Genomic DNA, 25,906 nt, shown 5'->3' on the forward strand with positions numbered 1-25,906 from the left:
GAGATCCATGTCCACCACCAGGTCCGAGCGGACCGACGCCCCGCCCACCGCGATTACGCCGCTCGAGAGCGACACCGTCGCACGCGTGACCAAGCGGCTGCTGCCGCTGATCATGCTGCTGTTCCTGGTCGCCTACCTCGACCGGACGAACATCTCCGTCGCCGCGCTGACCATGAACGCCGACATCGGGCTGACGGCGACCGCGTACGGGGTGGGCGCGGGGCTGTTCTACGTGACCTACATCCTCGCGGAGGTGCCGAGCAACCTGGCGCTCAACCGCTTCGGCGCGCGGGTCTGGATCGCCCGGATCATGATCACCTGGGGCATCGTCGCCGGCTGCATGGCGCTCGTGCAGGGCGACAAGTCGTTCATCCTCGTGCGGATGCTGCTGGGCGCGGCCGAGGCCGGCTTCACGCCGGGCATCATCTTCTACCTGTCTCTGTGGTTCCCGAGCCGGCACCGGGCGCGGGCGACCGCACGTTTCTACGTCGGCTCCGCGCTCGCCACCTGCCTCGGCGCGCCGATCAGCGGGCTCATCGTCCGGATGGACGGGGTGTGGGGGCTCGAGGGCTGGAAGTGGCTGTTCATCCTCGAGGCGATCCCCGCCGTTCTGCTCGCCTTCGTCGTGCTGCGCTACTTCACCGACGCCCCGAAGGACGCCGCCTGGCTGCCCGCGGAGAACAAGACCTGGTTGATCGAGGAGCTCGCCGCCGAGCGGAAGGCGCTGGAGACGCAGCGCACGTTCTCCGTGGGTCAGGCGCTGACCAACCCCGGCATCCTGCTGCTGGCGCTGTTCCTGTTCCTCTACTCGTTCAACAGCATCGGGCTGACCCTGTGGATGCCCCAGGTGATCAAGGGGACGTTCGGCAACCCGAGCAACTTCGCGACCTCGCTGCTGACGGCGATCCCGTACGCGTTCGCGGTGGTCTTCATGCTGATCGTCGGTCGCAGCGTGGCGAAGCGGGGGCAGGCGCACCTGCACATGGCCGTCCCGATGGCGATCTCCGGGGTGCTGCTCGCGCTCAGCGTGGTGGCGGGCCCGACGTTCCTGGGGTTCGCCCTGCTGGCCGTGTCGACCGGCGTGGCCTGGTCGGCGATCCCGGCGCTCTGGCAGAGCGCGACGTCCTTCACCACGGGCGTCGCGGCCGCGGCGGGCGTGGCCTTGATCAACTCCCTGGCGAACGTCGCCGGCCTCGCGGTCACGCCGCTGATCGGCAAGGTCAAGGACCTCACCGGCGGCTTCTCGGCCTCGCTGCTGATCATCGCCGCGGCCATGATCGCCGCGTCCGTGGTAGCGCTGGTCTCGCGCCGCTTCACCTCGCCCGGGCGGCTGGCCGCGGAGGTGCAGGAGGGGTGATCTGCGACCGACCGGCGCTGACCGAGTTGACGCTGGTCCCCCCGAGCGCTCAGGGGATCAGCGCGAGCTTGCCGCCGGGGTGCTCGCCCCGCAGCAGGTCGAGCGCGGCGCGGGCCTCGGCGAGCGGGAACGTCCGCGCCATCGGCACGACCAGGTCCCCTCCGGCCGCGAGCGCGATCAGGTCGGCGCGCACCCGGTCGCGGAACGCGGCGCTCGCGGGCATCGCCCCGCCGATCATCCGGATCCCGTCCGCCTGGGCCCGCCCGGCAGCGGCGATGGTGACGATGCGCTCGCGGTCCGGGACGAGCTCGAGGGAGACGTCGACGGCCTCGTCGGTCCCGACCGAGTCCAGCGCGGCCGCGATCCCGCTCGGCGCCGCCCGGCGTACGCGGTCGGCGAGCCCCGGCCCGTACGCGACCGGGGTCCCGCCGAAGCGGGTCACCACGTCGAAGCTGCGTTCGCTCGCCGTGCCGATCACGCGCACGCCGTGGCGGCGGGCCTGCTGGAGGACGCTCACGCCGACGGCCCCGGACGCGCCGTGGAGCAGGATCGTCTCGCCGCCCTGGGCGTGGACGACGTCGAGCATCTCGGCCGCGGTGGTGCCGGCGAGCAGCAGGTTGGCGGCCTCGGCGAAGTCGAGGTTGTCGGGCTTGGCGAACACGTCCTTGGCCGGGACGGTGAGCGCGGAGGCGTAGCCGCCGGCGATCCGGAACGCGAGCACGGCGTCCCCGACCTGCGCCGGTCCGGACCCGATCTCCGTGCCCTCGCCGATCGCCGACAGGACGCCCGCGACCTCGAAGCCGATCGGCGCCGGCAGCGCGTTCGCGTCCTGGCCCTGCAGCACGCGCTTGTAGTCGGCCGGGTTCATGCCCGCGGCCGCGACCTCGATGGTCACCTCGCCAGGACTGGGCGCCGGAGGCGTCACCTCGCGCAGCTCGAGACCGTCGAGGTTGCCGTAGCGGGTCGCCACCCAGTGCTGTGCCACGCCCTCATCTAACTCGGTCGCGCGCACCAGGCCTGGGGCGACCTCCGATGCCAGGGGCTTCTCCGGGTCTAGTCCTCCGGCTCGAGCGCGCCGTGCAGCGCGTCGAGGTGGCCGAGCGTCTTGACCACGGTCAGGAAGACGCCGAGCCCGACCGACGGGTCGCCGCCCTCGACACGGCGTACGGTCGCGCGGCTCAGGTTGGAACGTTCCGCGAGCTGGTCGACGCTGAGGTCCTGCTGCTCGCGGAGCGCCGCGAGCTGCGCCCCGAGCTGGGCGGCGGCGCGTCCGGTGCGGACGGGTCGGGGTCGCGAGGTCACGGTTTGGACCCTACGAGGCCGAGGTGCTGGCCGCGCGGGAGCGATCCGTCCACACTGAGCCATGCTGCTGCGCATCATCACGCCCCGGGCCCTGCTGCTGCTCGCGGTGATGACCCCCGTCGTGCCGACGGTGGTCCTGGGCCTGTACGGGATGTTCCAGGGCTACGGCGAGGACGGGGAACGGGTCTTCTCGTGGGGGCTGACCGCGTGGCTCGTCGGCCCGTACGTCGCCTTCGCCGCCCTGCTCGGGTGGGCGAGCCGGAGCGCGCACCAGGGGTTCCGGATCGCGGTCGCGGTCACGGCGATCGTGGTGGTGATCCAGTCGGTCCTGCTCGACGTGCTGACCCTGAACAGCGACGACGCGCTCGGTGCCGTCGGCGTGATCGCGATGCCGGTCTTGTATTTCGGCGGCGTGGTGGTGCTCGCCGTGGTGGGCCTGGTGCTGCACGGACGGGGACGTCGAGAGGTCACGAGGGGCTCGTTCGGCCGTGCGCCTGCCGCTGGGCCGCGGTGACCGACCAGGCTCGGACCTGAGTCTCAGGTCGTCGCGCGCGTCGCGAGCACGCAGTCGACGCAGAACATCGGGTCGTCGTAGAGCCGGTAGATCAGGCAGCAGCTGCGCCGACGGTAGGCGCCGTCGGCCTCGGACGAACCGGTTCCGTCCAGCTCGTGCAGCCCCAGGGCCTGCGCGGCGAGCATCCGGGCCCGTTCCCCCGCCGCCCGGTCGGCCGCGGCGATCATCTTGGCGGCTCCGGCGACGGCCGACGCGACGTTGCCCCACGCGACCCGCGGCGACAGGCCGTGGCGGTCGATGCTCGCCCTCGTCACCGGACCCGCCCACTCCAGCACGACGCGCGGCCAGGCGCCCGCGGCGGCCCGAGCGGCCGGTGGCTCGTGGGCCGCGGTCACGGCGAGGGGGTACGGCCCGCCCAGCCTGTCCTGGAAGACCAGGCGCTCCAGCGGTGGCAGGTCGGCGCCGTCCACGGTCAGCGCGAGCGCCACGGCGATCAGCCGTGCGCCCACCCCGAGCTGGGTGACGGACGCGGCGACCCGCCAGGCCGCGTCCCCCTCGAGGGCGGCCGTTTGATACTTCCTCAGCGCGACCTGGGTCGCGCGGGTGCGACCCGTGAGTCGATCCGGGTCGGTCACCAGGTCGGTCACCGGCAGCCAGCCGGCGGTCGACAGGTCCACGGTCGCCGGAACGACCTCGAGAGCGAAGAACGGTCCGAAGCGACCGGTCGTGGGGCCGTCCGTCACGCCGGGAGGTCGTACGTGACGCCGGTCAGCTCCTCGCTGACGTCCCAGAGCCGGGTGCCGGTGACGGCGTCGCGGGCCCGGGCGCTCATGCCCACGCGGGTCGGGGTCCCACGGACCTCGCCGGTGCCGGACGGGCCGAAGTAGTCGGCCGGCACGACGTCGGGCATCGTCGCGGCGTAGAGGCTCGGAAGCGCACCCGCGGCGGCCGGCTGCGTGCTGACCTGCGTGAACACCTTGGCCAGCCGGGACAGCGGCCCGGCCGCGCCGGCGAACCCGGTGTAGAGCTCGGTGTCCGACCCGCCCGGGTGGGCCGCGGCGGCGAGCGCCGTCGAACCGGCGCGGTTCAGCCGGCGGACCAGCTCGCGGGTGAAGAGCAGGTTGGCGAGCTTGCTCTGCCCGTACGCCGCCCAGCGCTGGTAGTGCGTCGTCGACTGCAGGTCGTCGAAGTCGATGCGGCCCATCCGGTGGCCGATGCTCGAGACGTTCACGATCCGGGCGGCCTGGGCCTGGCGGAGCGCCGGCAGCAGCAGCCCGGTGAGGGCGAAGTGGCCGAGGTGGTTCGTTCCGAGCTGGCGCTCGAAGCCGTCGACGGTGGTCCCGTACGGGACGGCCATGACGCCGGCGTTGTTCACGAGGATGTCGAGCGGGCCGTGCCAGGACTCGGCGAAGCGGCGGACGGACGACAGGTCGGCGAGGTCGACCAGGGCGAGGTCGGCGGTGCCTGGTCCATCGCCGAGCTCGGCGCGGACCTGGGCCACGGCGGCCTGACCCCGTTCTTCGTTGCGGCAGGCGAGCGTCGTGAAGGCGCCGTGCCGCGCCAGCTCCAGCGCGGTCTGGAGGCCGAGGCCGCTGTTCGCGCCGGTGACCACCGCCCGCAGGCCGGTCAGGTCGGGGATCTGCTCCGCGGTCCAGCCGCTGCCGTTGCTCACGCCTTCGAGGGTAGAGGCCTTCGACGGGCGAGCCGCTGGCCTGACCAGACCGCGAAGCCGGCGACGACGAGCAGCGCGAGGGGCGTCCAGGGTGACGCGTCGAGCACGGTGACGTTGGTGACCGCGGCGCTGAGCATGAGGAGGGCCAGACCGGTCGCGGCCAGGAGGCTGAGGCGGGGGACGAGGACACCGATCGCGCCGGCTACCTCCAACGCCCCGACCAGCAGGCGGAGCCACTGACCGGACCCCATCTGGTCGAACATCGCGACCATCGTGGGGTCGCCCGCGAGCTTGGACGCGCCCGCTCCGAGGAACACCAGCGCGAGGAACGCGCGGGCGATCCAGGTGGCGACGGTAAGGGGACGGACCCGGGCTGCGGATGCGGCGGTGCTCATGCCGGGAAGACCGGCGCCGGGCTCCGGACTCATCGCCCTTCGACAGGCTCAGGGGACGTCGGTAGGCTTAGGGGACGTCGACTGGCTCAGGGGACGGCGACGGGCTCAGGCGGTGCCGGAGGAGCGCGCGTTGTAGACGACGGTGTCGGTGGCGGCGACGTGGTCGGCGTACGCCTTCCAGGTCGCGACGGCCTCGCGGCGGAGGACGTCGGTGGTCACCTGGATCCCGCGGGCGCGGAACTGGTCGCGCCAGTCGGCGACCATCGGGCCTTCGTCGAATCCCGTGAGCTGCTCGAGCTCGGGCCCGTCGCCGGCGACGACGAGGGAGCGGACGCCGGACCAGAGCGTTGCGCCGTAGCACTGGACGCAGGGGCGCCAGTTGACGACGAGCTCGTGGGCCGGCAGGCCCTCGCCGCCGAGGTCCCAGCCACCGATCGCGGTCTGCGCGAGGCCGAGGGCGACCACCTCGGCGTGGCCGGAGGAGATGCCGGAGGCGAGCACGACGTTGACGCCGACGGAGACGAGGCGGCCGGAGTCGCGTTCCACGACGATCGCGGCGAACGGTCCGCCGTTGCCCTCGAGGAAGTTCCGCCCGGCGAGGTGGTGCACGACGCGCATGCGGTCCTCGAGCGAGGGGAGGACGTCCGGGACGTCGGCGATCTCGTCGCCGACCCACGCGGGCAAGGTGTAGCCGAAGCTCGTCGCGACCATGATCAGGAGGGTAGTGCAGCGGACTCGGGTGCCGATCCGGACATGGGAAGAGTCAGCGTCGGCCTGCTCGGGGGTTCAGGTTGACGCTGACTCTCGACCCTTCTATCGCCAGGCGAGGGTCGGGCGTTACACGTGCTCGCCGGTTTTCTGACGCTCGTCGGGTGTCGATGCGGCTTCGCCGGCGCAGAAGAGGGGACGAGGGGCCGAAGACCGGCGGACCCGGGGGTGCTCACCGGGTGCAAAGACAAGGAAAGCCGAACGGCGGCCTGCTCGGGGGTTCAGGTTGCCGTTCGACCTTCGACGGTGACATCGCTCGTGGCGCGGGTTCGTTACGGACGGACCGCTGTGACCTGCGTCATGCTGCGCTCTGTGGCGTGATGATCGTCCGGACGAAAGGTCCGCCGTGCGCAGCCGCGTGGGCCACGGCGTCGTTCACCGCGTCGAGCGCGAACCTCGTCACGTCCTCGTGCGCGAGGTCGAGCAGGCCGGCGCGGGCGAGCGCGATCATGCGGCCGTTCGCCGTGCGCGGCCCCATCCACTGCCCGCACACGGTGATGTCGTTCCGCATGATCCACGGGTAGGGCAGTGCTAGGTCGTCGCCGCCCAGCATGCCCACGCCGCCCATCAGCACGACCCGTCCCCGTGGACGGACGCTCATCACGGCGCGACGGACGACGTCGGCGCCGACCTCGGGCGGCATGAGGTCGAGGACCACGTCTGCCCCGCCTCCCGTCGCCGTCCGCATCGCCGTCGTGTCGGCCTCCGCGTCGCCGGTCAGGGCGACGGACCGGCAGCGCGGACCGAACCGTCGTTCCAGGCCGGCGAGCACCTCCGTGTTGCGGCCGACCGCCACGACCCGGGCCGCGCCCATGGCCAGCCCGACCGCGACGGCGGCGCTGCCGAAGTTGCCGGTGGCGCCGCTCACCAGCAGCGTCTCCCCGGCCTCGAGCCCCACCGCGAGCAGGCCGCCGTACGGGACGAGCGGCACGGCGAGCGCCGCCCAGCGCACGACCTGGTCGGCGTCGAGGTCGCCCAGCGGCTCCACGTTCTCGGTCGGGACGACCATCCGCTCCGCGAACGAGCCGTCGTGGAAGTGTCGCGACAGCGCCAGCCCGCCCTCGCCCCGCGAGCTCCACCCCTGCAGGGTGATGTCCGGCGTCCGGGCGTCGTCGCGCGAGCGCACGGTCGGGTCGCACCAGACCAGGTCGCCGACGCGGAGCCGGGTCGCGTCGGGACCGAGGGCGAGGACGCGGCCGACCCCGCCGAGCCCGGGGACCACCGGCGTCTCGAGCGGATAGCGGCGCACGCCGCCGAACACGTCCGCCGCGTACGGGAGCACGCACGTCGCGAGCACCTCCACCAGTACCTCGCCGCCGCCCGCGACCGGGTCGGGCACCTCCTGCACCACGAGGGGCTGCCCGAACTGCTCGAGCACTGCTGCCTTCATCGGAAGACCTCCTGTCGTCTGACGCCGACGCTAGGTCCGTCCCACCTATGCCTCAAACGAGAATGACGCACACGTGGTATGCGTAGGCGTCATGGACGTGTCGACGACGAGCCTGCGGGTGCTGCGCGAGGTCGCGGAACGTGGCTCCTTCAGCGCCGCCGCCGTCGAGCTCGGCTACACCCAGTCGGGGATCTCGCGCCAGGTCGCCGTGCTGGAGCAGGAGGTCGGGCACCGGCTGTTCGAGCGGCGGACCGCCGGCGTACGCCTCACCCCGGCCGGGCAGGCCCTGCTCCGGCACGCGGCCGTGGTCCTCGACGAGCTGGAGGCCGCCCGGCGCGAGCTGGCGGGGGAGTCCGCCGGTCGGACTGAGGTGCGGCTCGGCGCGATCATCAGCGCCGGTGCGGTGCTCGTGCCCCAGGCGCTCAAGGCGTTGCGACTCCGGGCGCCGGGCCTGGCGGTCACCACCCGCGAGGGCACGACGCCGGCGCTGGTCCGGGCCGTGCGGGCGGGCAGCCTGGACCTGGCGGTGGTGACGGCGCGGCCGCCATTCCGACCGCCAGATGACGAGCTGCCGGCGCTGGAGGTCGAGACCCTGGCCGAGGCGCGGCTCCTCGTGGCGGTACCGGCGGCGGGGCGGTTCGCCGGGCGGACGTCGGTCGAGGTCGCCGAGCTGGCCGACGTCGACTGGATCGCCAGCCCGGGCACGGGGAGCGAGCCGCTCCTCGGCGTCTGGCCCGGACTGGCCGGCCGGCCGCGGGTGGCGCACAGCGCGAAGGACTGGCTGACCAAGCTGCACCTCGTGGCCGCCGGGTGCGGCCTCACGACGATCCCCGCGAACCTGGCCCCCGTGCTGCCCGAGGGCGTTCAGATGCTCGAGGTCACCGACGGCACGGACGAACGGCGACGCCTCCTGGCCGTCCGCCCTCCGGGCGACCCGGCGCCTGCAATCGAGGCCGTGCTCCGGGCTCTGCGTGACGTCGCGCGAAACGCTCCCTGAGCCTGTCGAAGGGCCTCGAAGAGGTCGGCATTCCTCGAGGTGCAAGGGTGCCAACCCGTGCGGGGCCCTTCGACAGGCTCAGGGAGCGTTCGACAGGCTCAGGGAGCGTTGCTTGGCTCAGCGACCGCCGCTGAGCAGCACGTCCTTGGCGATCCGGGCCAGGGTGACGGCGCCGACGGCGCGGAACGGGTGCAGCGGGTCCGGGTCCGAGGAACCCGTGGGCCCGCCGAGCTCGGTGTGGCCAAGCGCGCTGAGGACGACGTACGCGTCCTCGCGGCTCCAGCCGTGCTCGGTGACCATGACGTCGTAGAGCGACTCGTACGCCATGACGATCGAGTCCTGCACCGGGTCGCCGAGGCCGACGCAGACCCACTCGTCGCCTGTGTCGACCTGCGGCCCGCGGATCGAGCGGCCCTTGATCAGATCGACGCTCAGCGTGGCCGTGCCGGCGATCTCGATGGCGACGAACGTCGACTCGCCGCGCGCCATGACCGCGTGGAGGTCGCCGACCGAGAGCAGCGCGCCCGGTACCTGCACGGGCAGGTAGACCGTGCTGCCGACGCGGGCCTCGGTGAGGTCCATGTTCCCGCCGGTGGGGTAGGTCGGCATGACCGTCGAGCCGTCGACCGCGGCCGGGGCGACGCCGAGGCAGCCGATCATCGGGGCGGCGGCGCAGTCGAGGGTGTCGGTCAGCTGCACCCGGCGGTCGCGCACCGGGACCCGGCGCACGAAGAAATCCGGGCCCATGACGTCGGACAGCGCACCCGCGCCCGGGATGGACACCGACCAGCCCTGCTCGGCGACGTCGATCGCGTGGATCGTCACCGCCAGCACGTCGCCGGGCTCGGCGCCCTCGACGAAGACGGGGCCGGTCACCGGGTTGATGGTCGCCGTGACCTGGCTGAGGTCGCCGAACTCCTCCATCTGGGCGTACGCGAGGTCGTCGGTCTCGAAGGCGATCCGGTCGCCCGCGCCGGGCGTCACGCGCAGGACGGGCTCGCGGCTCGGGCTGAACGACGCCGTCCCGAGCTCACGGCCGAGGAAGTGGTCGCTCACGCGCGGTCCTCCGTGGCCAGGGTCGCGTCGGACTCGGCGACGGTGAAGGGGTCGGACGCGTGCTCGGCGAGGACCCCGGTGCCCTTGCGGACGTAGTACAGGAGGACGAGGGCGCCGACGCCGAGCCAGATGATCCCGCCGATCTTGGCGGAGGCGTCGGCGTTCCAGAGGACGAAGCCGATGATCAGGAAGCCGAGGACCGGCGAGATCCAGTGCAGGAAGATGTTCTTGCTGCGCTTCTTGACCGCGTAGTAGCCGATCACCGAGACGTGCAGCAGCAGGAAGCTGGTCAGCGCGCCGAAGTTCACCAGGGTCGAGATGATGTCGATCTGCCCGACGAAGACGAGCCCGAGCACGAGGGTCAGCCCGGCGACCACGAGGATCGCGCGCTGCGGGGCCTTGCTCTTGGGGTCGATGTGGGCCAGGAACCGGGGCAGCCGGCCGTCGCGGCTCATCGAGAAGAGCAGCCGCGAGGTAGCGCTCTGCGCGGCGACGGCGTTCGCGATGCCGACGGCGAGGGCGTTCATGGCCAGGAAGGCGACCATCCAGGCGCTGCCGCTGATCGAGCCGACGATGCCGAAGAACGCGTTGTTGACCTCGTCGTCCCCGAACTGCGTCGTGCCGGGGACGAGCATCGCGGCGAGCCAGGTCTGGGTCACGAAGAAGACCGCGACGAGCACGAGGCCGGTGATCATGGCGATGCCGGCCGAGCGACGACCGCCCTTGGCCTCCTCGCTGAGGGTGGCGATGCCGTCGAAGCCGAGGAAGCTCAGCACCGCGATCGACAGCGCCGCGGCGGCGAGCTGCGGGGTGAAGAGGTCGGCGTTGAAGAGCGGGGTCGTGGTGAAGGCGGCGCCGTTGACGCCGCGGCTGATGGCGACGATCGCCATGATCACGAAGATGACCACGAAGAGGAGCTCGGCGGCCAGGAACAGCCGGTTGACGATCGCGGTGAAGGAGATGCCGACGTAGTTGATCGCCGTGTTGATGACGAGGAACACGATGATCCACAGCGGCTTGGGCACGCCCGGGAAGATGCCGGACATCGACTCCGCCGCGAAGACGTACAGCAGCGTCGGCACCAGCAGGTAGTCGAGCAGGATCGTCCAGCCGGCGAAGAAGCCAAGCACGGGGTGCAGGGCCCGGCCGACGTAGGAGTAGACGGAGCCGGCGATCGGGAACGCCTTGCTCATCTGCGCGTACGACAGCGCGGTGAAGATCATCGCGACGAGGCCGATGATGTAGACGAGCGGGACCATGCCGGACGAGGCGTTGAAGACCACGCCGAAGATCGCCCACGGGGCGATCGGGACCATGAAGACCAGGCCGTAGACGATCAGGTCGGTCGTGGAGAGCGTCCGGTTGAGCTCCTGCTTGTAGCCGAACTCGGCGAGCTCGGCGGAGCCCGCGTTCTGCTGGGTGGTCATGCGCGTCCTTCGGGAGTGGGGTGGTCGTGCTCGCGGAGGAAGGTGCCGACGACCTCGGTGAAGGCCTCGGGCTCCTCGACGTGGGGCATGTGGCTGGACTCGGGGAAGACGTGGCTGCGCACGTCGGGGATCTGGTCGACGAACGGCTGCCACACGATCGGCTTCGCCTCGTCGTACGCGCCGGCGACGACGAGCGTGGGGACGGCGATCCCGGCGACGCGGTCGACGACCGACCACTCCTTGAGGGAGCCGATCACGTGGAACTCGCTCGGCCCGTTCATCGCGTGGTAGACGGTCGGCTCGGCGTCGATCTGGTCGAAGCTCGCGGTGACCTCGGGCGGGTTGGGCACCACGCGGCAGACGTGGCGGTCGTAGAAGACCTGCTCCGCGGCGTGGTACTCCGCCGAGTCGGTCGTGCCGGCGGCCTCGTGGGCGAGCAGCGTCGCCTGGACGTCGGCGGGCAGCTCGTCGCGCAGCTCGTTGGCCGCCTGCAGCCACAGCGGCATGGAGGCCGGGCTGTCGCAGATCGAGAGCGAGAGGATGCCGGAGTCGTCGGACAGGACGACCTCGGGGCCGAGCATCCCGCCCCAGGACTGGCCCAGCAGGTGGAAGCGGTCGGCGATGCCGAGGTGCACGACGAGCGCGCGGAGCTCGGCGACGAAGAGCTCGACGGTCCAGAAGGACGGGTCGGCGTCGGGCAGGTGCGTGCTCAGCCCGCAGCCGAGCTGGTCGTAGTGGACGACCGCACGGCCGTCGCCGGCGAGGGCCGTCATGGCCAGGGTGTAGTTGTGCGCCGCCCCCGGTCCGCCGTGCAGGACGACGAGCGGAGCGGGTCCGTCCGCGGCGCCGTCCGGGTCGAGGGCGCCGGTCACGCGGTACCAGGTCTCGTGCCCGCGGAAGGGCATCGTCCCCGTCGTGACGGGCAGGGTCTGCGACCCCACTTCTAGACTGCTCATGGTTCCGGTTCCCCCCGAGGCTGTTGCGGCCTCGGCAGTCAAACACGGTAAAGGTGTGGTCTCAATACCTTTGGATGACGCGTCTCGTTACGGTCTTGTGGCTGTTGCTGGTCTGGGGCGCCCCGCGAGCGTGACCGAGGACGTGGCGAACCGCCTGGTCACGGCCATCGCCGTCGGCGCCTTCTCGCCGGGAGAACGTCTGCCCTCCGAGCGCGAGCTCGCCACGCGGCTCGAGGTCAGCCGCGTCACCGTGCGCCAGGCGCTGCTGCGGGTGAACGAGCTCGGGCTCGTCGTCGCCAAGCGCGGGCGCAACGGCGGCACGTTCGTCACCACGCAGGCGTGGGAGGACGTCGCGCCGGCGGAGGCCCGCCGGACGCTGGAGACCGAGCTGCCCCGTCTCAAGGACCTCTTCGACTACCGCTGCCTGGTGGAGGGGCTCATCGCCCGCGCCGCGGCGGAGCGCCGTACGCCGGAGCAGCGGACCCAGCTGCAGGAGGCGCTGGCCGCGTTCGCCACGACGGGGGAGGACATGGCCCTGGCCCGCGCCTGGGACCGGCGGCTGCACGGGCTGGTCTGCGCGGCGGCGGCCAACCCGCACCTCACCGCCCTGAGCGCGCACCTCACGGCCGCAGCGACGCTCGGCTTTGGCGCGGAGCCGTACGAGCCGGAGTTCTTCCAGCAGGCCCTGCACGAGCACGAGGAGCTCGTGGGCGCAGTGGTCGACGGGGCGGCCGAGCGGGCCCAGGAGATCGCCCGCGGCCACTTCGCGCTGACCTACCTGACCATGGAGCGCAGCCTCCAGCGGGCCGCTGCGCGGTGACCCCTTGCTTTTCGTCAGCCACCTGACAATAATCGACAGGTACCTAACGAACTAGCAGGGAGGGCACCCATGCCCACGGAACGCATCGCTCTGGTCACCGGAGCCAACCAGGGGGTCGGCCTCGAGGTCGCCACCAAGCTCGCCGCGAACGGCGTCACGGTCTACGTCGGGTCGCGTGACCTGGCCCGGGGCGAGGCCGCGGCCGCCGGGATCGGCGACGGGGCAACCGCGATCCAGCTCGACGTCACCGACCTCGCCTCCATAGCCGCCGCGGCCGAGCGGATCCGCGCCGAGCACGGCCGGCTGGACCTGCTCGTCAGCAACGCCGGCATCTCGAACACGCGGACGGGGAGCGCCACGCCCGACGAGATGGCCGCGTCCGGGACGGCGAGCCTCGCCTCGCTCGACGAGGTCCGGGCCATCTGGGACGTCAACGTCTTCGGCGTGCTCGCCGTCTACCAGGCGATGCTGCCGCTGCTGCGCGAGTCGTCGGACGCCCGCATCGTCAACGTCTCGAGCGGGGTCGGCTCGCTGGCCTCGAACGCCGACCCGAGCTTCCCCTACCGGCGGATCTACGGCCCCGGGTACGCCGCGTCGAAGACGGCGGAGAACGCCATGACGCTGGCGATGATGATCGAGCTCGAGGACACCGACATCAAGATCAACCTCGTGTCGCCCGGCTTCACGAGCACGGCGCTCAACAACTTCGCGGGCACCGAGTCGATCGAGGAGGGCTCCCGCGAGGTCGTCCGCGTCGCGCTGCTCGGCCCCGACGGCCCGACCGGCACCTTCACGCGCTGGGAGGACGCCACGATCCCGTGGTGAGGTGAGTCCGTGGTGAGGTGGGCCCGTGGCTGACGCGGAGGAACGGGACCGGCAGGACTCGGTCGGGGCGTGGGCGAAGAAGTACCACTTCGCCTCCCGCGCCCTGATCGAGTCGATCCTGCGCGAGCACGACCTCGGGCCGACCCAGTGGTACGTGCTGCACCGGCTGGTGAACGTCGGACCGACGCTGCAGCGCGACCTGGGCCAGCTCCTCCGCGTCGAGCGGGCGACGCTGAGCGGGGTGGTCGCCACCCTGGTGCGCAAGGGCCTGGTCGACCAGCAGCCCGACGCCGTCGACCAGCGGCAGCGGCTGCTGAGCGTCACGCAGGCGGGCCGCACGCTCTGGGACGGCCTGCCCGACCCCGTCGGCCTGACGCTCGCCGTGTCCTTCGTCGGCGCCGACGAGGCCGACCTCGCCGTCACCCGTCGGGTGCTGCAGGAGGCGACCCGACGGCTCGAGGAGCACCTGGCCGGTCCCGACGCCTCCGCGACCAGCGCCTGAGCGATCGGTCGTCGGGCGCCCGCTCATTTCGTGCCCCGAGATCGGGCGGCGGGCGCCGATCCACGCTCAGCCGCCGACCCCCACCTTGATCTCGGTCGGGCTATCGAGCAGGAAGCCCAGCGCCGAGCCCGGACAGCGCGGCGTCGACGTTGTGCTGCAGGACGTAGAGCTCGAGGTCGGGGATCGCGTGGCTCACCGCGTCGTCCAGCGCGAGCCCGGTGGGACCGGTGAGCATCCGCGCCGAGGCCAGGACGCGGTGGACGGCCTCGGCGACGACCGTCCGCACCTCGAGGGCGACGGCGTTCGTGTCGACGTCCGGCCTGGTCAGCGCCCGCCCGCCCGAGCGGACGACCGCGGCCGCCGCGACCAGGTCGGCCCGTATCTGACCCAGCCGCACCTGCTGCGCCGGGTTGGGCCGGGCGTGGAAGGCGAGCAGGACGTCGAGCACCCGTGCGGCGCCGCCGACCCAGCAGGCGGCGACCCCGGCGCCGCCGGCCTGGAACCCGGGCCGGCCCAGGTAGAAGCCCTCGGGCCCGCGCTGCGCGGAACGCGGCACGACCACGTGGTCGACCCGGATCTCGTAGGTCCGGCTCGGCGTCATCGCGGCGGTGCGCCAGACCGTGGGGTCGACGGGCAGCCCGGTGACGTCGAGGTCGAGCAGCACGTGGCGGTCGTCGTCGAGCCAGACCGGGACGAGCGAGCGGTCGAGCAGCCCGGAGCCGGACGCGAAGCGCAGCGTGCCGTCGAGCTCGTACGTGTCGCCCCGCTCGGTCGCGCTGATGCCCGTCCGCGCGGAGCGGGAGGCCCACACCCCGTACAGGGCTCCGGGCATCGGGACGGCGTCGGCCTGCGCCAGGATGCGGAGCGCGTCGACGTGGCCCTCGCTCAGCCGCGCGAGCGGGACGTCCGTGCGCCCGAGGGCGATCAGCTCCTCCATCACCGCCGGCCAGGTCAGCCCGGCCCAGTCGATGCCGTCGACGAGGCCGGCCACGACGGCACGTTCCGGGGCGACGTCGGGGTGGTAGCGGTCGTACGCCGCCGGCAGCGGTCGCGCCGGCGGGAACGGCTCGGTGACCGAGAGCCCCGCGAGCGAGAGCGGCCCGGTCCCGCCGCCACCTCCCGCGGCCGCCGTGGGGCGGTCGGGGGTCGGTGACGTCGGGACCGGGCCGGAAGAGCTCATGATCAGATCAGACCATGATCAGGAGGCGGTGGTGTCCGTCTTGTTGATCGTCTCGATCTCCACCTCGGCGGTGGCCTGGATCAGGGCGAGCAGTTCGGGGTCGAGACCCGGGGCGAACTCCTCCTTGCGCTCGGGCGAGATCGTCACGGGGACGCCGTCCGGCATGACCGCGGTGCTCAGCTCGGTGCCGTCGTTGCTCGGCGAGGCACCGCGGTAGAGCTTGGCCGCCTGGCTGGCGCCGTCCACGTCGAACGTGTACTGCACGCTCTGCAGACCGAGGTCGACGAGCTTCTTGACCTCGGGGAACTGCTCGGCGTTCGTCTTCGGGATCGGCAGGGTCTTGCCCCAGTCGATGCCCAGCGACTCGAGGGCCTTGGCGAAGGCGTTCTCGTGGGCCTGGTCGCGCACGATCAGGTAGGCGATGGTCGAGCGCGCCGTGGGGTTGTCGGTCATCTGGTAGATCCGGCACTTCTGCAGCCGGCCGGTGCTCTCGAGCATGAGGTTGTAGAGCAGGTCGAGCACGAGGTTGCCCGAGTTGTAGACGTACGAGCCGCTCCACGGGTTGCCGGCCGAGTCGACCGGCAGCGCGCCCTGGGCACCCACGAGGAAGTGGTGGATGTTGCCGGTGTCCTTGGCGATGCTCAGCGGCGTCGCGCCCTTGGCGCCCGGCTCGTCGACCGGGTCGCTCTTCTTGCCCTGGTAGCCGGGTGCGCCGTCGAGGAGGCGGGAGATCGTGGTGCCGATCAGCTCGACGTGGCTGATCTCCTCGGTGCCCACGCCCTGCAGCAGGTCGCGGTAGGGCTGCGCGGAGGCGTCGCCGCGGAAGTTCATCGACTGGAAGAGGTACTGCATCATCGTGCGCATCTCGCCGAACTGGCCGCCCAGGCCCTCCTGGAGGGCGTTGGCCGCGGCCGGGTCGGGCTCGCCGGGAGCGATCTCGTTGATCAGCTGCTGGGAGTAGAGGTACATCAGGGCTCCTTCAGGACGTGCATGAGGAGCGGCTGATCGTCGCTGCAGAACCGCAAGGCTCACGTTAGCCCGAGCCGTGCCGGACCTCCGGGGCGGTGAGGGAGACGGCCGTCAGCGCCCCTGGGCCGGGGCTTCCCCACGGCGGCTGAACGGCGCCTGCTGCGCTCCGCCCGGAAGACGGTCCTGCGTGTCGGCCGCGGCGCTGCCGGCGGCCGGGTTCGAAGACCGGGCCACGAGGTCGGCGGCGACCTCGGTGACCTTCGTGTTGTGGTTCTGCGACTCGCGGCGGAGCAGCCCGAAGGCCTCCTCCGCGCTGCACCCCAGCCGGCCCATCAGCAGCCCGGTGGCCAGGTCGATGGTGCGGCGCGTGTCCATCGCGTCGATCCGGTCGTCGAGCTCGAGCGAGGTGCTGACCAGCGTGTTGGCGAGCCCCACGCCGCCCGCGACCTCGAGCGCGAAGGCGCGGGCCAGGTGCCGCTGACGGTCGTCCAGCCCGTCGACGGTGGCGGCGTAGACCTTCACCACGCCCAGCACCCCGGAACGTCCGTCGACGACCGGGACGGACAGCGAGGTGCGGACGCCCAGGCTCGCGGCCTCGATGCCGTACGGGTCCCAGCGCCGGTCCCGCGCGAGGTCGGGGACGTAGTTCTCCCGACCCTCCTGGAGCGCGTCGAGGCAGGGCCCGATCCCGATCGAGTACTGCACGCGGTCGACGGCGGCGGCCAGCTCGGTGCTGGACCCCGCGGTCAGCGGCTCACCGCCCTCGACGGCGGACGTGATCGCGACCCCCGCGACGTCGCCCAGGCGCTCGTGCGTCCGCGTGGCCGCGTCCTGGAGGAAGTCCTGGACCAGCGTCAGCACCGCGGGGGACGAGACGCCCCACCGGCGGGGCGAGGAGGAGGAAGTCACCCCCGCATGATGACGCGCCCGACGCGTCTGGCCAAGCGTCGGCCGGACGGACCCTCAGGCCGCGCCGCGCGTCACGACGTCGAGCAGGAAGCCGTCGTCCTCGTGGTGGACCCGCCGCGTCCAGCCGCGCGCGACGAGCTGGGTCACGAGCTCGGTCTGCCCGCCGCGTCCGCTGAGCCAGGCGTCGGACGGCGCGCCGTCCCAGTGCACGGCGACGACCTCGGCGTCCGGCGCGGCCCGCTGGTCGACGACCGCCACCGTCGCGGCCCGGACCTCGTCCGCCAGGTAGTAGAAGACCTCGCTCAGCACGACGAGCGCGGGCGCGAACCCGTCGTCCGCGGGCGGCAGCGGTAGCGCCCGGTGACCGACCTCGACCGGCAGCCCGGCGCAGTGCTCCGCGGCGAGGCGGGCGGCGGTGGGGGAGGCGTCGCTGGCGAGCACGCGGTCGCAGCGGGCGGCGACGTCCGCGGTGAGGTGGCCGGTCCCGCAGGCCGGGTCCCACGCAGAGGTGTAGCGGGCCTGGCGCAGGGACGCGAGCACCACCGCACGCTTGCGCTGCTCGAAGAAGCTGCCGCCCACGTCCCACGGGTCCGGGTCGGCGCGGTAGTAGGCGTCGAAGTCGGGCGGTCCGCTCACGGCTGGCCCGGCCCGGGCAGGACCAGCAGCTGGCGGTCGTGCAGCGCGAGCAGCTCGGGCGGGATGACCGCACCCCAGCCCGGCCGGACGGGGGCGACCTGGGTGGGGAAGCACGCCACCGCCGCCTGCCGCGCGTCCTCGTCGGCGCGGTCGACCTCGACGGTGACCAGCCGGCCTCCGACGTCGGTCCGTGGGTCCGACCAGTAGGTCATCCAGAAGGGGAAGAACCAGACCGGGAGGCCCAGCCGGGCCGCGACGCGTCCCGTCGCCCGTCCGACCGTGCGGTGGTCGGGGTGCGGGTCGCCCGGGTGAGGGGCGAGCAAGACGGTCCGGTCGAGGGAACCTGCGTCGGTCACGGTCCGGGCCACGGCGGCCTCCAGCCCCTCCTCGGCCGCCTCGAGGCCGCCGTCGGGCAGCCCGTACGCGGGGCCGGCCTCCACGTCGAGGGCCGCCAGGGCGTTCCGCCACTCCACCAGCCGCTCGGCGGCGAGCCCGGGCGGCCGTGCCCCCACGTGGTCGAAGCAGGCCTCGCCGGACGTGGAGAGGACGGACCGCACGTGCCCACCGGTGCGCCGCCAGGCGGACAGCAGCCGCCCGGCCCCGATCGTCTCGTCGTCGGGGTGGGCCGAGAAGGCGAGCAGCCGGTCCCGACCTCCGGCGAGCGTGCGCAGGTCGGCCACGGACCACCGCTGGGTGGCCGCGAGGCGGTCACGCCAGACCTCGGGGGCGTGCCCGGCACGGGTCACCGGGACGATCGGGACGCTCACGAGCGCGAGGCCGCCCGGTGCCCGACGGCCAGCTCCTCGTACGTCGTGGCGTTGCGCACGATGTGCGCGTGCTCCTCGTCGGTGATCGCGCGGCGGACCTTGGCCGGCACGCCGGCGACGAGCGAGCGGGCCGGGACGACCGTCCCCTCGAGCACGACCGATCCGGCGGCGACGAGGGAGCCCGTGCCGATCACCGCGCCGTTGAGGACGGTGGCGTTCATGCCGATCAGGCAGTGGTTCTCGATCGTGCAGCCGTGCACCACCGCCGCGTGCCCGACGCTGACGCCCAGCCCGATCAGCGCGGGGAAGTCGGTGTCGGTGTGGACCACCACGTTGTCCTGGAGGTTCGTGCCGCGGCCGACGACGATCTCCGCCATGTCGCCGCGCAGCACCGCGCCGTAGAAGACGCTGGAGCGGGCGTGCAGGCGGACCTGCCCGACGACGGTGGCGTTCGGCGCCAGCCACGTCGTGGGGTCGAGCACCGGCGCGTGCTCGGCGTACGGCAGCACCAGCGGCATGGAGGGCAACCTACTGGTCGGTGGTCACGGTGATCATCAGCGGCCCTTCACCCTGCGGTGGCCGCCGTCCACGCGGACGGTCCAGCCGCGGCGGTCGAGGTGCTCGAGCAGCGGGATCGCCACCCGGCGGGTGGTGCCGAGGGCCAGTCGCGCCTCGCTCGTGGTGAACGGCTGCGGCAGCGCGGCGAGCGCGCGCATCGCCTGCGCGGGGCCGGTCGGGAGCAGCACCATGTCGGGGGCGAGGCGGACGACGCGGCCGACCCGTTCGGCGGCGGCCAGCTCGGGGACGCCGAGGCCCCAGGCGTCGAGCTCGGGACGTTCCGGGGCCGCGAACGGGTCCGCTGCGAGGTGCGCCTCGAGCCGGGCCATCCCGGCCTCGGCGGGGCCCAGGCCCGTGCCGGCGCCGGGCCGGGCGACGCGGCCGTCGGCGTACGCGAGCCCGGCCGCCTCGACCAGCGGGGCCAGCAGGGCACGGTCGGGCAGGTCGAGCCGGCGGCGCGCGGCCTCGGCGGTGACGCGCGGGTCGAGCGGGGTGCGCCGGGCCTGCTCGTCGACGGCCTCGCCGAGGCCGGTCTGCCAGCGTTCCCACGTCGCCGGGTCCACGAACCACGCCCCGACCGTCGACACCCGGGACGGGTCCTGGGTCGGTACGCCCTCCGCGACGAGGTCGGCGGCCCGCACCGCCCCCGTACGGCGCACGCGGTCGGCCAGGGCGGCGGCGGGGTCGTCGGCCCGGGCGAGGTCGTCGGCTCGCACGGCGGCCGCCCCGCGACGGACCAGGGGCGGGGGAGCGACGTCGAGGACCACGGCCCCGGCGGCGACGGCGTGCCGGCCGGGGTCGCGCAGGACCAGCCGGTCGCCGGGCTCGACCGGCAGCGGGTGGTGAAGCGTGAGCCGCACCATCGCCCCGCCGAGCGGGCGCAGCCGGACCGGGACCGCGGCCGTGCCGAGGTGGGCGACGAGCTCGGCGGGCAGGTCCGCGACCTCGCCGGTGTGCGGGCGGACCCGGACGTCGACGACGTCGGTCCACGCCCAGGCGCCGGGGGTGAGCAGCGCGTCCCCTCGGCTGACGTCGTCGACGTCGGTACCGCGCAGGTTGACCGCGACGCGGGCGACGGCGGCGACGGAGGTGGCGTCGGCGCCGAGGCTCTGCAGCCCGCGCACCGTCACCTCGCGGCGGCCGAGGGCGAGGGTGTCGCCGACGGCGAGCGTGCCGGCGCCGAGCGTCCCGGTGACCACGGTGCCGGCCCCCCGGATGGTGAAGGACCGGTCGACCCAGAGCCGGACGCGGCCGTCGGTGCGCGGCACGGGCAGCGTGCCGGTGAGGTCGACGAGCGCGCGGCGGAGGTCGTCGAGCCCGGCGCCGGTCGCCCCCGAGACCGCGACGGCGTCGACGGTACCGAGGGTGGAGGCCGCGAGGTGCTCGAGGGCCTCGGCGGTTGCCCGGGCGGGGTCGGCCAGGTCGCTCCGGGTGACGACGAGCAGGCCCTGCGTCAGGCCGAGCGCGTCGACGGCGGCGAGATGCTCCTCGGACTGGCGCCGCCAGCCCTCGTCCGCCGCGACCACGAACATGACCGCGGGCGCGGGACCGAGGCCGGCGAGCATCGAGGCGATGAACCGTTCGTGCCCGGGCACGTCGACGAAGGCCAGCTCGGTCGCCCCCGGGCCCTCCCCGATCCGGGTCCACGCGTAGCCGAGGTCGATGGTCATCCCGCGGCGCTTCTCCTCGGCGAAGCGGTCGGGCTCCATGCCGGTGAGCGCGCGGACCAGCGTCGACTTGCCGTGGTCGACGTGGCCGGCGGTGGCGACGACGTGCATCGCGTCAGGCCTGGCCGGGCGCGGCGGTCGCTGTGCCGACCGCGCGGATCGCGTCGGCGAGCCGGCCGTCGTCGTCAGGGTCGACGCAGCGCAGGTCGACCAGGCAGCGGCCGCGCTCGGTGCGCGCGACGACGGTCGGGTCGCCGGTCCGCAGCGCGGCGGCGTACGCGGGGGGCAGCGCGACGGCCCAGCCCGGCAGCGTCAGCCCGGGTGCCCCGCCGCCGCCGACCGCTCCGTCGGAGGGGACGACCTCGGCGGCCACGACGCCCTCGAGTGCGGCGGCCAGGGCCTCGCACCGCGTACGCAGGCCGTCGGGGTCGGCGTGCAGCGCGCTCCAGGTGGGCGTCCGGGGACCGCGCAGGGTGGCCTCGAGCGCGGCGAGGGTGAGCTTGTCGACCCGGAGGGCGCGGGCGAGCGGGTGGCGGCGCAGGCGCTCGACCACGGCCGTACGTCCGAGCAGGAGCCCCGCCTGGGGTCCGCCGAGGAGCTTGTCGCCGCTACCGGTGACGAGGTCGGCGCCGGCGCGCAGGGCCGTGTCGGCGTCGGGCTCGTCGGGCAGCAGCGTCTCGCGGGTGAGCAGGCCGCTGCCCAGGTCGGCGACGACGGGGACGCCGAGCCCGCCCAGCGCGCCCACGTCGACCGACGAGGTGAAGCCCTCGACGCGGAAGTTGCTGGGGTGGACCTTGAGGATGCAGCCGGTGTCGGGGCCGATCGCGTCGGCGTAGTCGGCGAGCTTGGTCCGGTTGGTCGTGCCGACCTCGCGCAGCCGGGCGCCGGTGGACTCGATGAGGTCGGTCAGGCGGAAGCCGTCGCCGATCTCCACGAGCTCGCCGCGGCTGATCACGACCTCGCGCCCGGCGGCGAGGGCGGTGGTGGCGAGCACGAGCGCGGCGGCGCCGTTGTTGACCACGTGCACGGCCTCGGCGGCGGGGACGGCGGCGGCGAGCGCCGCCAGCGTTCCGCGGCCGCGACGCGCCCGGCTCCCGTCGGCGAGGTCGAACTCGACGTCGGTGTAGCCGGCCGCGTCGACCAGCGCGTCGACGGCGGCGGGGGAGAGGGGCGCGCGACCCAGGTTCGTGTGGAGGACGACGCCGGTCGCGTTGATCACCCGGCGGGTGCTCGAGGCCTGCGCCGGCAACGACGCGACGGCCGCGTCCGCCACCTCGGTGGGCGCGAGCTCCCCGGAACGGGCCCGTTGCTGGGCGGCGACGACCGCCTGCTTGACCAGGTCGGGCCCGAGCCGCTGGGCCGCCGCACGGAGCCGGGGGTCGGCGAGCACCTGGTCGGTGCGGGGCACCGAACGTCGGGGGTCTGCCGTGGTGGTCATCGACCGATCCTAGGAACTGCCGCCCACACCGAGCGGTGCGTCGACGGCGGAGGTGGCGGTGGTCGGCCCGACGAGCTCCACGCGCCGGCGGGGGAGGGCGACGGCGTCGGCGCTGTCACGCGCCCAGGCGACGAGGCGTTCGCGGACGTGGCAGCGCAGGTCGAACAGCACCGACGCGTCGACCGCGCTGACCAGGACCCGGACGCGGACCAGCCCGCCGACGGCGTCGGTCACCTGCAGGGCCTGCTTGCGGCCGTCCCACAGCGCGGTGCCGGCCAGGACCTCGTCGAGGTGGGCCCGGAGGGCGTCGACGTCGACCCGCCAGTCGAGGTCGAGCTCGACCGTGCCGAGCAGCTCGGAGGTGCGCCGGGTCCAGTTCTCGAAGGGTTCCTTGGTGAAGTAGCCCGACGGCAGCACGAGGCGCCGGTCGTCCCAGAGGTGCACGACGACGTAGCTGAGGGTGATCTCGTCGATCCGGCCCCACTGGCCGTCCACGACGACGACGTCGTCGATCCGGATCGCGTCGCTGAAGGCCAGCTGGATGCCGGCGAACACGTTGGCCAGGGTCGACTGCGCGGCGACGCCGACCACGACGCTGACCAGGCCCGCGGAAGCGAGCAGGCTCGCGCCGACCGCGCGTACGCCCGGGAACGTCAGCAGCGCGGTCCCGGCCGCGATCAGGACGACGAGCGCGACGGTCAGCCGCCGGATGACGAGCACCTGGGTGCGGAGGCGGCGCGCGTTCTGGTTGTCGGTCACGTCGACGCGGTAGCGCTCGAGCCCGAGGTCCTCCAGGAACAGCAGCAGCGCGCCCACGAGCCACGCGACGGTCCCGATCGAGGCCAGCCGCAGCGCGAGCTCGACCCCCGTCCACAGCTGTGGGCTGACCTGGTCGGGCCGGGAGTCGCGGCAGACGGCGGCCAGCACGAGCACCAGCGCCGTCAGTCGGAACGGGACGGCGACGTAGCGCGACAGCCGGCCGACCATCGGCCAGCGTCGCGAGGTGAGCACGGCGACGAGGTGGGTCACCGCCACGACGACCAGCGTGGCCACGAGGGCGAGGAGCAGCGTCAGGGCGAACTCGGCGAGGGTGACGGGCATCCGCCCAGACTGGCCCAAGCGGCCGTCCCCGTCGCGGGAGGTCTGGCGGAGGCGGACGGGAATCGAACCCGCCAAGCCGAGGTACTCGACTTCACCGGTTTTGAAGACCGGGAGGGCCACCAGGCGCCTGTACGCCTCCGTCGCCGACTGTAGCCGGGCAGGTTCCGCGGGGTCGGGGGACGTCGGCGCAGGCGCCGCCCTGAGAAACGTCACCTCGATCTGTCCCCGACGGCGGCGCTGAGCGGGGATTTCGGCGTGCAGGCGCATCGAGTGAGCGGATCTCAGGGCGGAGCCTTCCCATGCGACCCGGTGCGGACCAGACTGGGCTGTCCGTGAGCCTGGAGGTGCCCGTGGTGGTTCCGACGCGTCGTCGCCTGCTGCTGCTGCTCGTCGGGATCGTGCTCGTCCTCGCAGGTCTGGTGCCGCTGCTGCGGGCCAACGCGGCGGCCCAGCGACGGATGTGGGAGGAGAGCTGCACGCGGGCGGGCGGTGCGGTGTTCTCGCAGCCGGCCGACCTCACGAACCCGCTGGTCGTGCACACCGGGCACCCCCTCGACGAGTGCCGCAGCGCCACCGGGGTGCTGGTCTCCACACGGGATTGAGGCCGGTCGGCGCCGTGCCGCCCGGCGGGACCTGGCTACGTTGGACGCCGTGACCGCGACCTCTGCGACCGACACCGGGCACGACCACCCGATCCGGCTGACCCAGTACGCCCACGGGGGCGGGTGCGCCTGCAAGATCCCGCCGGGCGAGCTCGAGAAGGTGGTCTCCGGGCTCGTCCCGTGGACCTCGCCGGACCTGCTCGTCGGCCTCGAGACCGGGGACGACGCGGCCGTGGTCCGCATAGACGGCGACCGCGCGATCGTGGCGACGACCGACTTCTTCACCGCCGTCGTGGACGACGCGTACGACTTCGGCCGGATCGCCGCGGCGAACGCCCTGTCCGACATCTACGCCATGGGCGCCACGCCGCTCATCGCCCTCAACCTCGTCGGCTGGCCCCGCGACGTGCTGCCGATGGAGCTGCTGGCCGAGGTCCTGCGCGGCGGGATGGACGTCGCCCGTGAGGCGCGGGTGCACCTCGCCGGCGGTCAGAGCATCGACGACCCGGAGCCCAAGTACGGGATGGCGATCACCGGGATCGCCGATCCGTCGCGTCTGCTGCGGAACGACGCCGCCAAGGCGGGGCTTCCGGTCAGCCTGACCAAGCCGCTCGGGATCGGCGTGCTCAACAACCGGCACAAGTCGACGGGCGAGGTGTTCGCGCAGGCGATCGCGTCGATGGTCCGGCTCAACGCCGAGGCCTCGCGGGCCGCCCTCGCGGCCGGGATCACCGCGGCGACCGACGTCACCGGCTTCGGGCTGCTCGGCCACGGCTTCAAGATGGCGCGCGCGTCCGGGGTGACGCTCGTCATCGACCACACCAAGGTGCCGTACCTCGACGGGGCGCGCGAGGCGCTGCGCGACGGCTACGTCAGCGGCGGCACCCGCCGCAACCTCGACTGGGTCCGTCCCGACCTCGGGGCCGACGGGGTCGACGAGGACGAGCTGCTGCTCCTGGCCGACGCGCAGACGAGCGGCGGGCTGCTGGTCGTGGGTGAGATCCCGGGCGCCCCGGTCGTGGGGGAGACGGTGGCCGCCGGCGAGCATGGGATCGTGGTCCGGTGATCAGGAACGTCGTCCTCGGCCGTATCGACCCCGCCGCCAGCGAGGAGACCCGCTTCGGGCTCGACGCCGGCCTGCTCGGCCTCGCCGGCATGCGCCCCGCCGGCCTCGTCGGCCCGATGCGGATCGGCTTCGACGCCGGCCTGCGCGAGGGCGGCTGGAGCTTCGCCATCACCAACGACTGGGTCGACGGGGCGGCCTACCAGGCGTACGACGTCGACCCCGAGCACGGCGAGTTCCGGGCGCTGATCGGCAAGGCCTGCTCCGAGCTCGCCCGCGTGCAGTTCGAGACGCCGGACCTGCCGCCGGACGTCGGCGACCCCGCCCTGCCCGGCGACCCCGAGCCGCTGGGCCTCTAGCCCCGGGCTCCGTGCAGACCTTTCTCCCGTACGCCGACTTCGCCCGCTCCGCGGAGGCGCTGGACGACAAGCGCCTCGGCAAGCAGCGGGTCGAGGTCATCCAGATCGTGCGGGCGCTCACCGTGCCCGGCTACGCCTGGAAGACGCACCCGGCCGTGCTGATGTGGCAGGGCCACGAGGAGGCGCTCGGGCGCTACGGCCTCGCGATGTGCGAGGCGTGGGTCGGGCGCGGCTTCGGCGACACCTGCGCCGGCACGATCACCGAGGACCTCGCGACCTTCGGGATCGCGCCGATCCGGTCCGAGGAGGCGCTCCGCGAGGTAGACGCGATGCCACCCTGGGACGTCGACGGGGACCCGGTGCTGGAGAGCCATCGTTCGGCGTTGGTGCGCAAGGACCCCGAGCTCTACGGGCCGATGTTCCCGGACGCCGACCCGGCGGTCCCGTACGTGTGGCCGGTCCGATCGGCGTCGGTGATCGAGGCGGAGCAGCGCAAGGCCGCGAACGCGGTCAAGCGCGAGGAACGCCGGTTGGCCAAGCTCGTCGAGGAGGCCGAGCTCGCTCGACGCAGGCGCAGCGCCGCCGCCAAGCGCGGGGCGAAGACGCGGGCGGAGAAGAAGCGGGCGGAGCAGCAGGGCGTCTGAGCCCGGCTACCTCAGCAAGTGGTCAGGCCGGG

29 protein-coding genes and 1 tRNA gene are annotated in these 25,906 nt (G+C 73.4%); 10 read left to right on the top strand and 20 right to left on the bottom strand.

What is annotated here, in order from left to right; genetic code table 11:
* Positions 1 to 7: 7 nt before the first annotated feature.
* Entirely contained in the window at positions 8 to 1,357 is a 1,350-nt protein-coding gene (locus tag FHX39_RS03435) for an MFS transporter (RefSeq protein WP_183336803.1), read from the top strand.
* 49 nt (positions 1,358 to 1,406) lie between these two features.
* On the opposite strand, the gene FHX39_RS03440 is transcribed toward FHX39_RS03435, so the two are convergent.
* Both FHX39_RS03440 and FHX39_RS03445 read right to left on the bottom strand, forming a co-directional pair.
* Positions 1,407 to 2,342, bottom strand: coding sequence for a quinone oxidoreductase family protein (locus tag FHX39_RS03440; protein ID WP_183336804.1), 936 nt, complete (start codon positions 2,340 to 2,342; stop codon positions 1,407 to 1,409).
* Between the two features lie 68 nt (positions 2,343 to 2,410).
* Entirely contained in the window at positions 2,411 to 2,659 is a 249-nt protein-coding gene (locus tag FHX39_RS03445) for a helix-turn-helix domain-containing protein (RefSeq protein WP_183336805.1), read from the bottom strand.
* A 61-nt stretch (positions 2,660 to 2,720) separates the two neighbouring features.
* Here FHX39_RS03445 and FHX39_RS03450 point away from each other — a divergent pair, with 61 nt between their 5' ends.
* Entirely contained in the window at positions 2,721 to 3,173 is a 453-nt protein-coding gene (locus FHX39_RS03450) for a hypothetical protein (protein WP_183336806.1), read from the top strand.
* Between the two features lie 23 nt (positions 3,174 to 3,196).
* Here the strand turns inward: FHX39_RS03450 and FHX39_RS21965 are convergent, their stop codons facing one another.
* The 5 genes from FHX39_RS21965 to FHX39_RS03475 all read right to left on the bottom strand — a co-directional run bounded on the left by FHX39_RS21965 (position 3,197) and on the right by FHX39_RS03475 (position 7,398).
* On the bottom strand, positions 3,197 to 3,916 hold the full coding sequence (locus tag FHX39_RS21965) for a (2Fe-2S)-binding protein (RefSeq protein ID WP_183336807.1): 720 nt from the start codon (positions 3,914 to 3,916) through the stop codon (positions 3,197 to 3,199).
* Positions 3,913 to 4,845 carry an oxidoreductase gene (locus tag FHX39_RS03460; protein WP_183336808.1) on the bottom strand — a complete coding sequence of 311 codons (933 nt, stop codon included), beginning with the start codon at positions 4,843 to 4,845 and terminating at the stop codon, positions 3,913 to 3,915. The genes FHX39_RS21965 and FHX39_RS03460 overlap by 4 nt, the downstream gene beginning before the upstream one ends.
* Positions 4,842 to 5,240: a DoxX family protein gene (locus tag FHX39_RS03465; protein ID WP_183336809.1), complete on the bottom strand. Its 399-nt coding sequence runs from the start codon at positions 5,238 to 5,240 to the stop codon at positions 4,842 to 4,844. Before FHX39_RS03465 ends, FHX39_RS03460 begins: the two co-directional genes overlap by 4 nt.
* Positions 5,241 to 5,345: 105 nt before the next feature.
* Positions 5,346 to 5,951: a nucleoside deaminase gene (locus tag FHX39_RS03470; RefSeq protein WP_183336810.1), complete on the bottom strand. Its 606-nt coding sequence runs from the start codon at positions 5,949 to 5,951 to the stop codon at positions 5,346 to 5,348.
* 355 nt (positions 5,952 to 6,306) lie between these two features.
* Entirely contained in the window at positions 6,307 to 7,398 is a 1,092-nt protein-coding gene (locus FHX39_RS03475) for an alcohol dehydrogenase catalytic domain-containing protein (RefSeq protein WP_183336811.1), read from the bottom strand.
* A 97-nt stretch (positions 7,399 to 7,495) separates the two neighbouring features.
* Here FHX39_RS03475 and FHX39_RS03480 point away from each other — a divergent pair, with 97 nt between their 5' ends.
* Complete coding sequence (locus FHX39_RS03480) at positions 7,496 to 8,395, top strand: LysR family transcriptional regulator (RefSeq protein WP_198423244.1); 900 nt, start codon at positions 7,496 to 7,498, stop codon at positions 8,393 to 8,395.
* Between the two features lie 117 nt (positions 8,396 to 8,512).
* Here the strand turns inward: FHX39_RS03480 and FHX39_RS03485 are convergent, their stop codons facing one another.
* The 3 genes from FHX39_RS03485 to FHX39_RS03495 are packed head-to-tail and all read right to left on the bottom strand — an operon-like array spanning position 8,513 to position 11,834.
* Positions 8,513 to 9,451 carry an acetamidase/formamidase family protein gene (locus FHX39_RS03485; RefSeq protein ID WP_183336813.1) on the bottom strand — a complete coding sequence of 313 codons (939 nt, stop codon included), beginning with the start codon at positions 9,449 to 9,451 and terminating at the stop codon, positions 8,513 to 8,515.
* Positions 9,448 to 10,878 (bottom strand): APC family permease, encoded by a 1,431-nt coding sequence (locus FHX39_RS03490; RefSeq protein WP_183336814.1) that lies wholly within the window; start codon positions 10,876 to 10,878, stop codon positions 9,448 to 9,450. Before FHX39_RS03490 ends, FHX39_RS03485 begins: the two co-directional genes overlap by 4 nt.
* Complete coding sequence (locus FHX39_RS03495; RefSeq protein ID WP_183336815.1) at positions 10,875 to 11,834, bottom strand: proline iminopeptidase-family hydrolase; 960 nt, start codon at positions 11,832 to 11,834, stop codon at positions 10,875 to 10,877. Before FHX39_RS03495 ends, FHX39_RS03490 begins: the two co-directional genes overlap by 4 nt.
* Positions 11,835 to 11,964: 130 nt before the next feature.
* Between FHX39_RS03495 and FHX39_RS03500 the strand changes: the two genes are divergently transcribed.
* The 3 genes from FHX39_RS03500 to FHX39_RS03510 all read left to right on the top strand — a co-directional run bounded on the left by FHX39_RS03500 (position 11,965) and on the right by FHX39_RS03510 (position 13,981).
* Positions 11,965 to 12,654 (top strand): FadR/GntR family transcriptional regulator, encoded by a 690-nt coding sequence (locus tag FHX39_RS03500; protein ID WP_183336816.1) that lies wholly within the window; start codon positions 11,965 to 11,967, stop codon positions 12,652 to 12,654.
* A gap of 69 nt (positions 12,655 to 12,723) precedes the next feature.
* Positions 12,724 to 13,479, top strand: coding sequence for an SDR family NAD(P)-dependent oxidoreductase (locus FHX39_RS03505; protein WP_183336817.1), 756 nt, complete (start codon positions 12,724 to 12,726; stop codon positions 13,477 to 13,479).
* 25 nt (positions 13,480 to 13,504) lie between these two features.
* Positions 13,505 to 13,981, top strand: coding sequence for a MarR family winged helix-turn-helix transcriptional regulator (locus FHX39_RS03510; RefSeq protein WP_183336818.1), 477 nt, complete (start codon positions 13,505 to 13,507; stop codon positions 13,979 to 13,981).
* A 100-nt stretch (positions 13,982 to 14,081) separates the two neighbouring features.
* Here FHX39_RS03510 and FHX39_RS03515 read toward each other — a convergent pair whose 3' ends face one another.
* The 10 genes from FHX39_RS03515 to FHX39_RS03560 form a co-directional block, all read right to left on the bottom strand.
* On the bottom strand, positions 14,082 to 15,161 hold the full coding sequence (locus tag FHX39_RS03515) for an acyl-CoA dehydrogenase family protein (protein ID WP_183336819.1): 1,080 nt from the start codon (positions 15,159 to 15,161) through the stop codon (positions 14,082 to 14,084).
* Positions 15,162 to 15,179: 18 nt separating this feature from the next.
* Complete coding sequence (locus FHX39_RS03520; RefSeq protein ID WP_183336820.1) at positions 15,180 to 16,130, bottom strand: manganese catalase family protein; 951 nt, start codon at positions 16,128 to 16,130, stop codon at positions 15,180 to 15,182.
* A 111-nt stretch (positions 16,131 to 16,241) separates the two neighbouring features.
* Complete coding sequence (locus tag FHX39_RS03525) at positions 16,242 to 17,039, bottom strand: GAF and ANTAR domain-containing protein (RefSeq protein WP_183336821.1); 798 nt, start codon at positions 17,037 to 17,039, stop codon at positions 16,242 to 16,244.
* Between the two features lie 54 nt (positions 17,040 to 17,093).
* Positions 17,094 to 17,675 (bottom strand): methyltransferase domain-containing protein, encoded by a 582-nt coding sequence (locus FHX39_RS03530; protein ID WP_183336822.1) that lies wholly within the window; start codon positions 17,673 to 17,675, stop codon positions 17,094 to 17,096.
* A complete protein-coding gene (locus FHX39_RS03535; protein ID WP_183336823.1) occupies positions 17,672 to 18,442 on the bottom strand; it encodes a PIG-L deacetylase family protein in 771 nt (256 codons plus the stop codon). Before FHX39_RS03535 ends, FHX39_RS03530 begins: the two co-directional genes overlap by 4 nt.
* Positions 18,439 to 18,960: a gamma carbonic anhydrase family protein gene (locus FHX39_RS03540; RefSeq protein ID WP_183336824.1), complete on the bottom strand. Its 522-nt coding sequence runs from the start codon at positions 18,958 to 18,960 to the stop codon at positions 18,439 to 18,441. Before FHX39_RS03540 ends, FHX39_RS03535 begins: the two co-directional genes overlap by 4 nt.
* A gap of 36 nt (positions 18,961 to 18,996) precedes the next feature.
* Entirely contained in the window at positions 18,997 to 20,778 is a 1,782-nt protein-coding gene (selB, locus tag FHX39_RS03545; protein WP_183336825.1) for a selenocysteine-specific translation elongation factor, read from the bottom strand.
* Positions 20,779 to 20,782: 4 nt separating this feature from the next.
* Positions 20,783 to 22,105, bottom strand: coding sequence for an L-seryl-tRNA(Sec) selenium transferase (gene selA, locus FHX39_RS03550; RefSeq protein WP_183336826.1), 1,323 nt, complete (start codon positions 22,103 to 22,105; stop codon positions 20,783 to 20,785).
* A 9-nt stretch (positions 22,106 to 22,114) separates the two neighbouring features.
* Positions 22,115 to 23,206, bottom strand: a complete 1,092-nt coding sequence (locus FHX39_RS03555) for a mechanosensitive ion channel family protein (RefSeq protein ID WP_183336827.1) — start codon at positions 23,204 to 23,206, stop codon at positions 22,115 to 22,117.
* Positions 23,207 to 23,249: 43 nt separating this feature from the next.
* Positions 23,250 to 23,345: transfer RNA gene (locus FHX39_RS03560), tRNA-Sec, on the bottom strand.
* A gap of 193 nt (positions 23,346 to 23,538) precedes the next feature.
* Between FHX39_RS03560 and FHX39_RS03565 the strand changes: the two genes are divergently transcribed.
* From FHX39_RS03565 to FHX39_RS21975, 4 genes are all read left to right on the top strand, one after another.
* Positions 23,539 to 23,808 carry a hypothetical protein gene (locus FHX39_RS03565; RefSeq protein ID WP_183336828.1) on the top strand — a complete coding sequence of 90 codons (270 nt, stop codon included), beginning with the start codon at positions 23,539 to 23,541 and terminating at the stop codon, positions 23,806 to 23,808.
* A gap of 91 nt (positions 23,809 to 23,899) precedes the next feature.
* Complete coding sequence (selD, locus tag FHX39_RS03570) at positions 23,900 to 24,874, top strand: selenide, water dikinase SelD (protein WP_183340855.1); 975 nt, start codon at positions 23,900 to 23,902, stop codon at positions 24,872 to 24,874.
* Complete coding sequence (locus FHX39_RS21970) at positions 24,871 to 25,230, top strand: antibiotic biosynthesis monooxygenase family protein (RefSeq protein ID WP_183336829.1); 360 nt, start codon at positions 24,871 to 24,873, stop codon at positions 25,228 to 25,230. Before selD ends, FHX39_RS21970 begins: the two co-directional genes overlap by 4 nt.
* 11 nt (positions 25,231 to 25,241) lie before the next feature.
* Positions 25,242 to 25,874, top strand: coding sequence for an MSMEG_6728 family protein (locus FHX39_RS21975; protein WP_183336830.1), 633 nt, complete (start codon positions 25,242 to 25,244; stop codon positions 25,872 to 25,874).
* Positions 25,875 to 25,906: the final 32 nt, after the last annotated feature.

This window comes from Microlunatus antarcticus, assembly GCF_014193425.1.
Taxonomy (GTDB): Bacteria; Actinomycetota; Actinomycetes; order Propionibacteriales; family Propionibacteriaceae; genus Microlunatus; species Microlunatus antarcticus.

What these genes read in the sequence shown, in the direction of transcription:
- FHX39_RS03495 (WP_183336815.1), bottom strand. Translation starts at nt 11,834, where the DNA reads ATGAGCAGTCTAGAAGTGGGGTCGCAGACCCTGCCCGTCACGACGGGG.
- FHX39_RS03475 (WP_183336811.1), bottom strand. Translation starts at nt 7,398, where the DNA reads ATGAAGGCAGCAGTGCTCGAGCAGTTCGGGCAGCCCCTCGTGGTGCAG.
- FHX39_RS03555 (WP_183336827.1), bottom strand. Translation starts at nt 23,206, where the DNA reads ATGCCCGTCACCCTCGCCGAGTTCGCCCTGACGCTGCTCCTCGCCCTC.
- FHX39_RS03435 (WP_183336803.1), top strand. Translation starts at nt 8, where the DNA reads ATGTCCACCACCAGGTCCGAGCGGACCGACGCCCCGCCCACCGCGATT.
- FHX39_RS03470 (WP_183336810.1), bottom strand. Translation starts at nt 5,951, where the DNA reads ATGGTCGCGACGAGCTTCGGCTACACCTTGCCCGCGTGGGTCGGCGAC.
- FHX39_RS03515 (WP_183336819.1), bottom strand. Translation starts at nt 15,161, where the DNA reads ATGAGCTCTTCCGGCCCGGTCCCGACGTCACCGACCCCCGACCGCCCC.
- selA (WP_183336826.1), bottom strand. Translation starts at nt 22,105, where the DNA reads ATGACCACCACGGCAGACCCCCGACGTTCGGTGCCCCGCACCGACCAG.
- FHX39_RS03520 (WP_183336820.1), bottom strand. Translation starts at nt 16,130, where the DNA reads ATGTACCTCTACTCCCAGCAGCTGATCAACGAGATCGCTCCCGGCGAG.
- FHX39_RS03540 (WP_183336824.1), bottom strand. Translation starts at nt 18,960, where the DNA reads ATGCCGCTGGTGCTGCCGTACGCCGAGCACGCGCCGGTGCTCGACCCC.
- FHX39_RS03465 (WP_183336809.1), bottom strand. Translation starts at nt 5,240, where the DNA reads ATGAGCACCGCCGCATCCGCAGCCCGGGTCCGTCCCCTTACCGTCGCC.
- FHX39_RS03505 (WP_183336817.1), top strand. Translation starts at nt 12,724, where the DNA reads ATGCCCACGGAACGCATCGCTCTGGTCACCGGAGCCAACCAGGGGGTC.
- FHX39_RS03450 (WP_183336806.1), top strand. Translation starts at nt 2,721, where the DNA reads ATGCTGCTGCGCATCATCACGCCCCGGGCCCTGCTGCTGCTCGCGGTG.
- FHX39_RS03490 (WP_183336814.1), bottom strand. Translation starts at nt 10,878, where the DNA reads ATGACCACCCAGCAGAACGCGGGCTCCGCCGAGCTCGCCGAGTTCGGC.
- selB (WP_183336825.1), bottom strand. Translation starts at nt 20,778, where the DNA reads ATGCACGTCGTCGCCACCGCCGGCCACGTCGACCACGGCAAGTCGACG.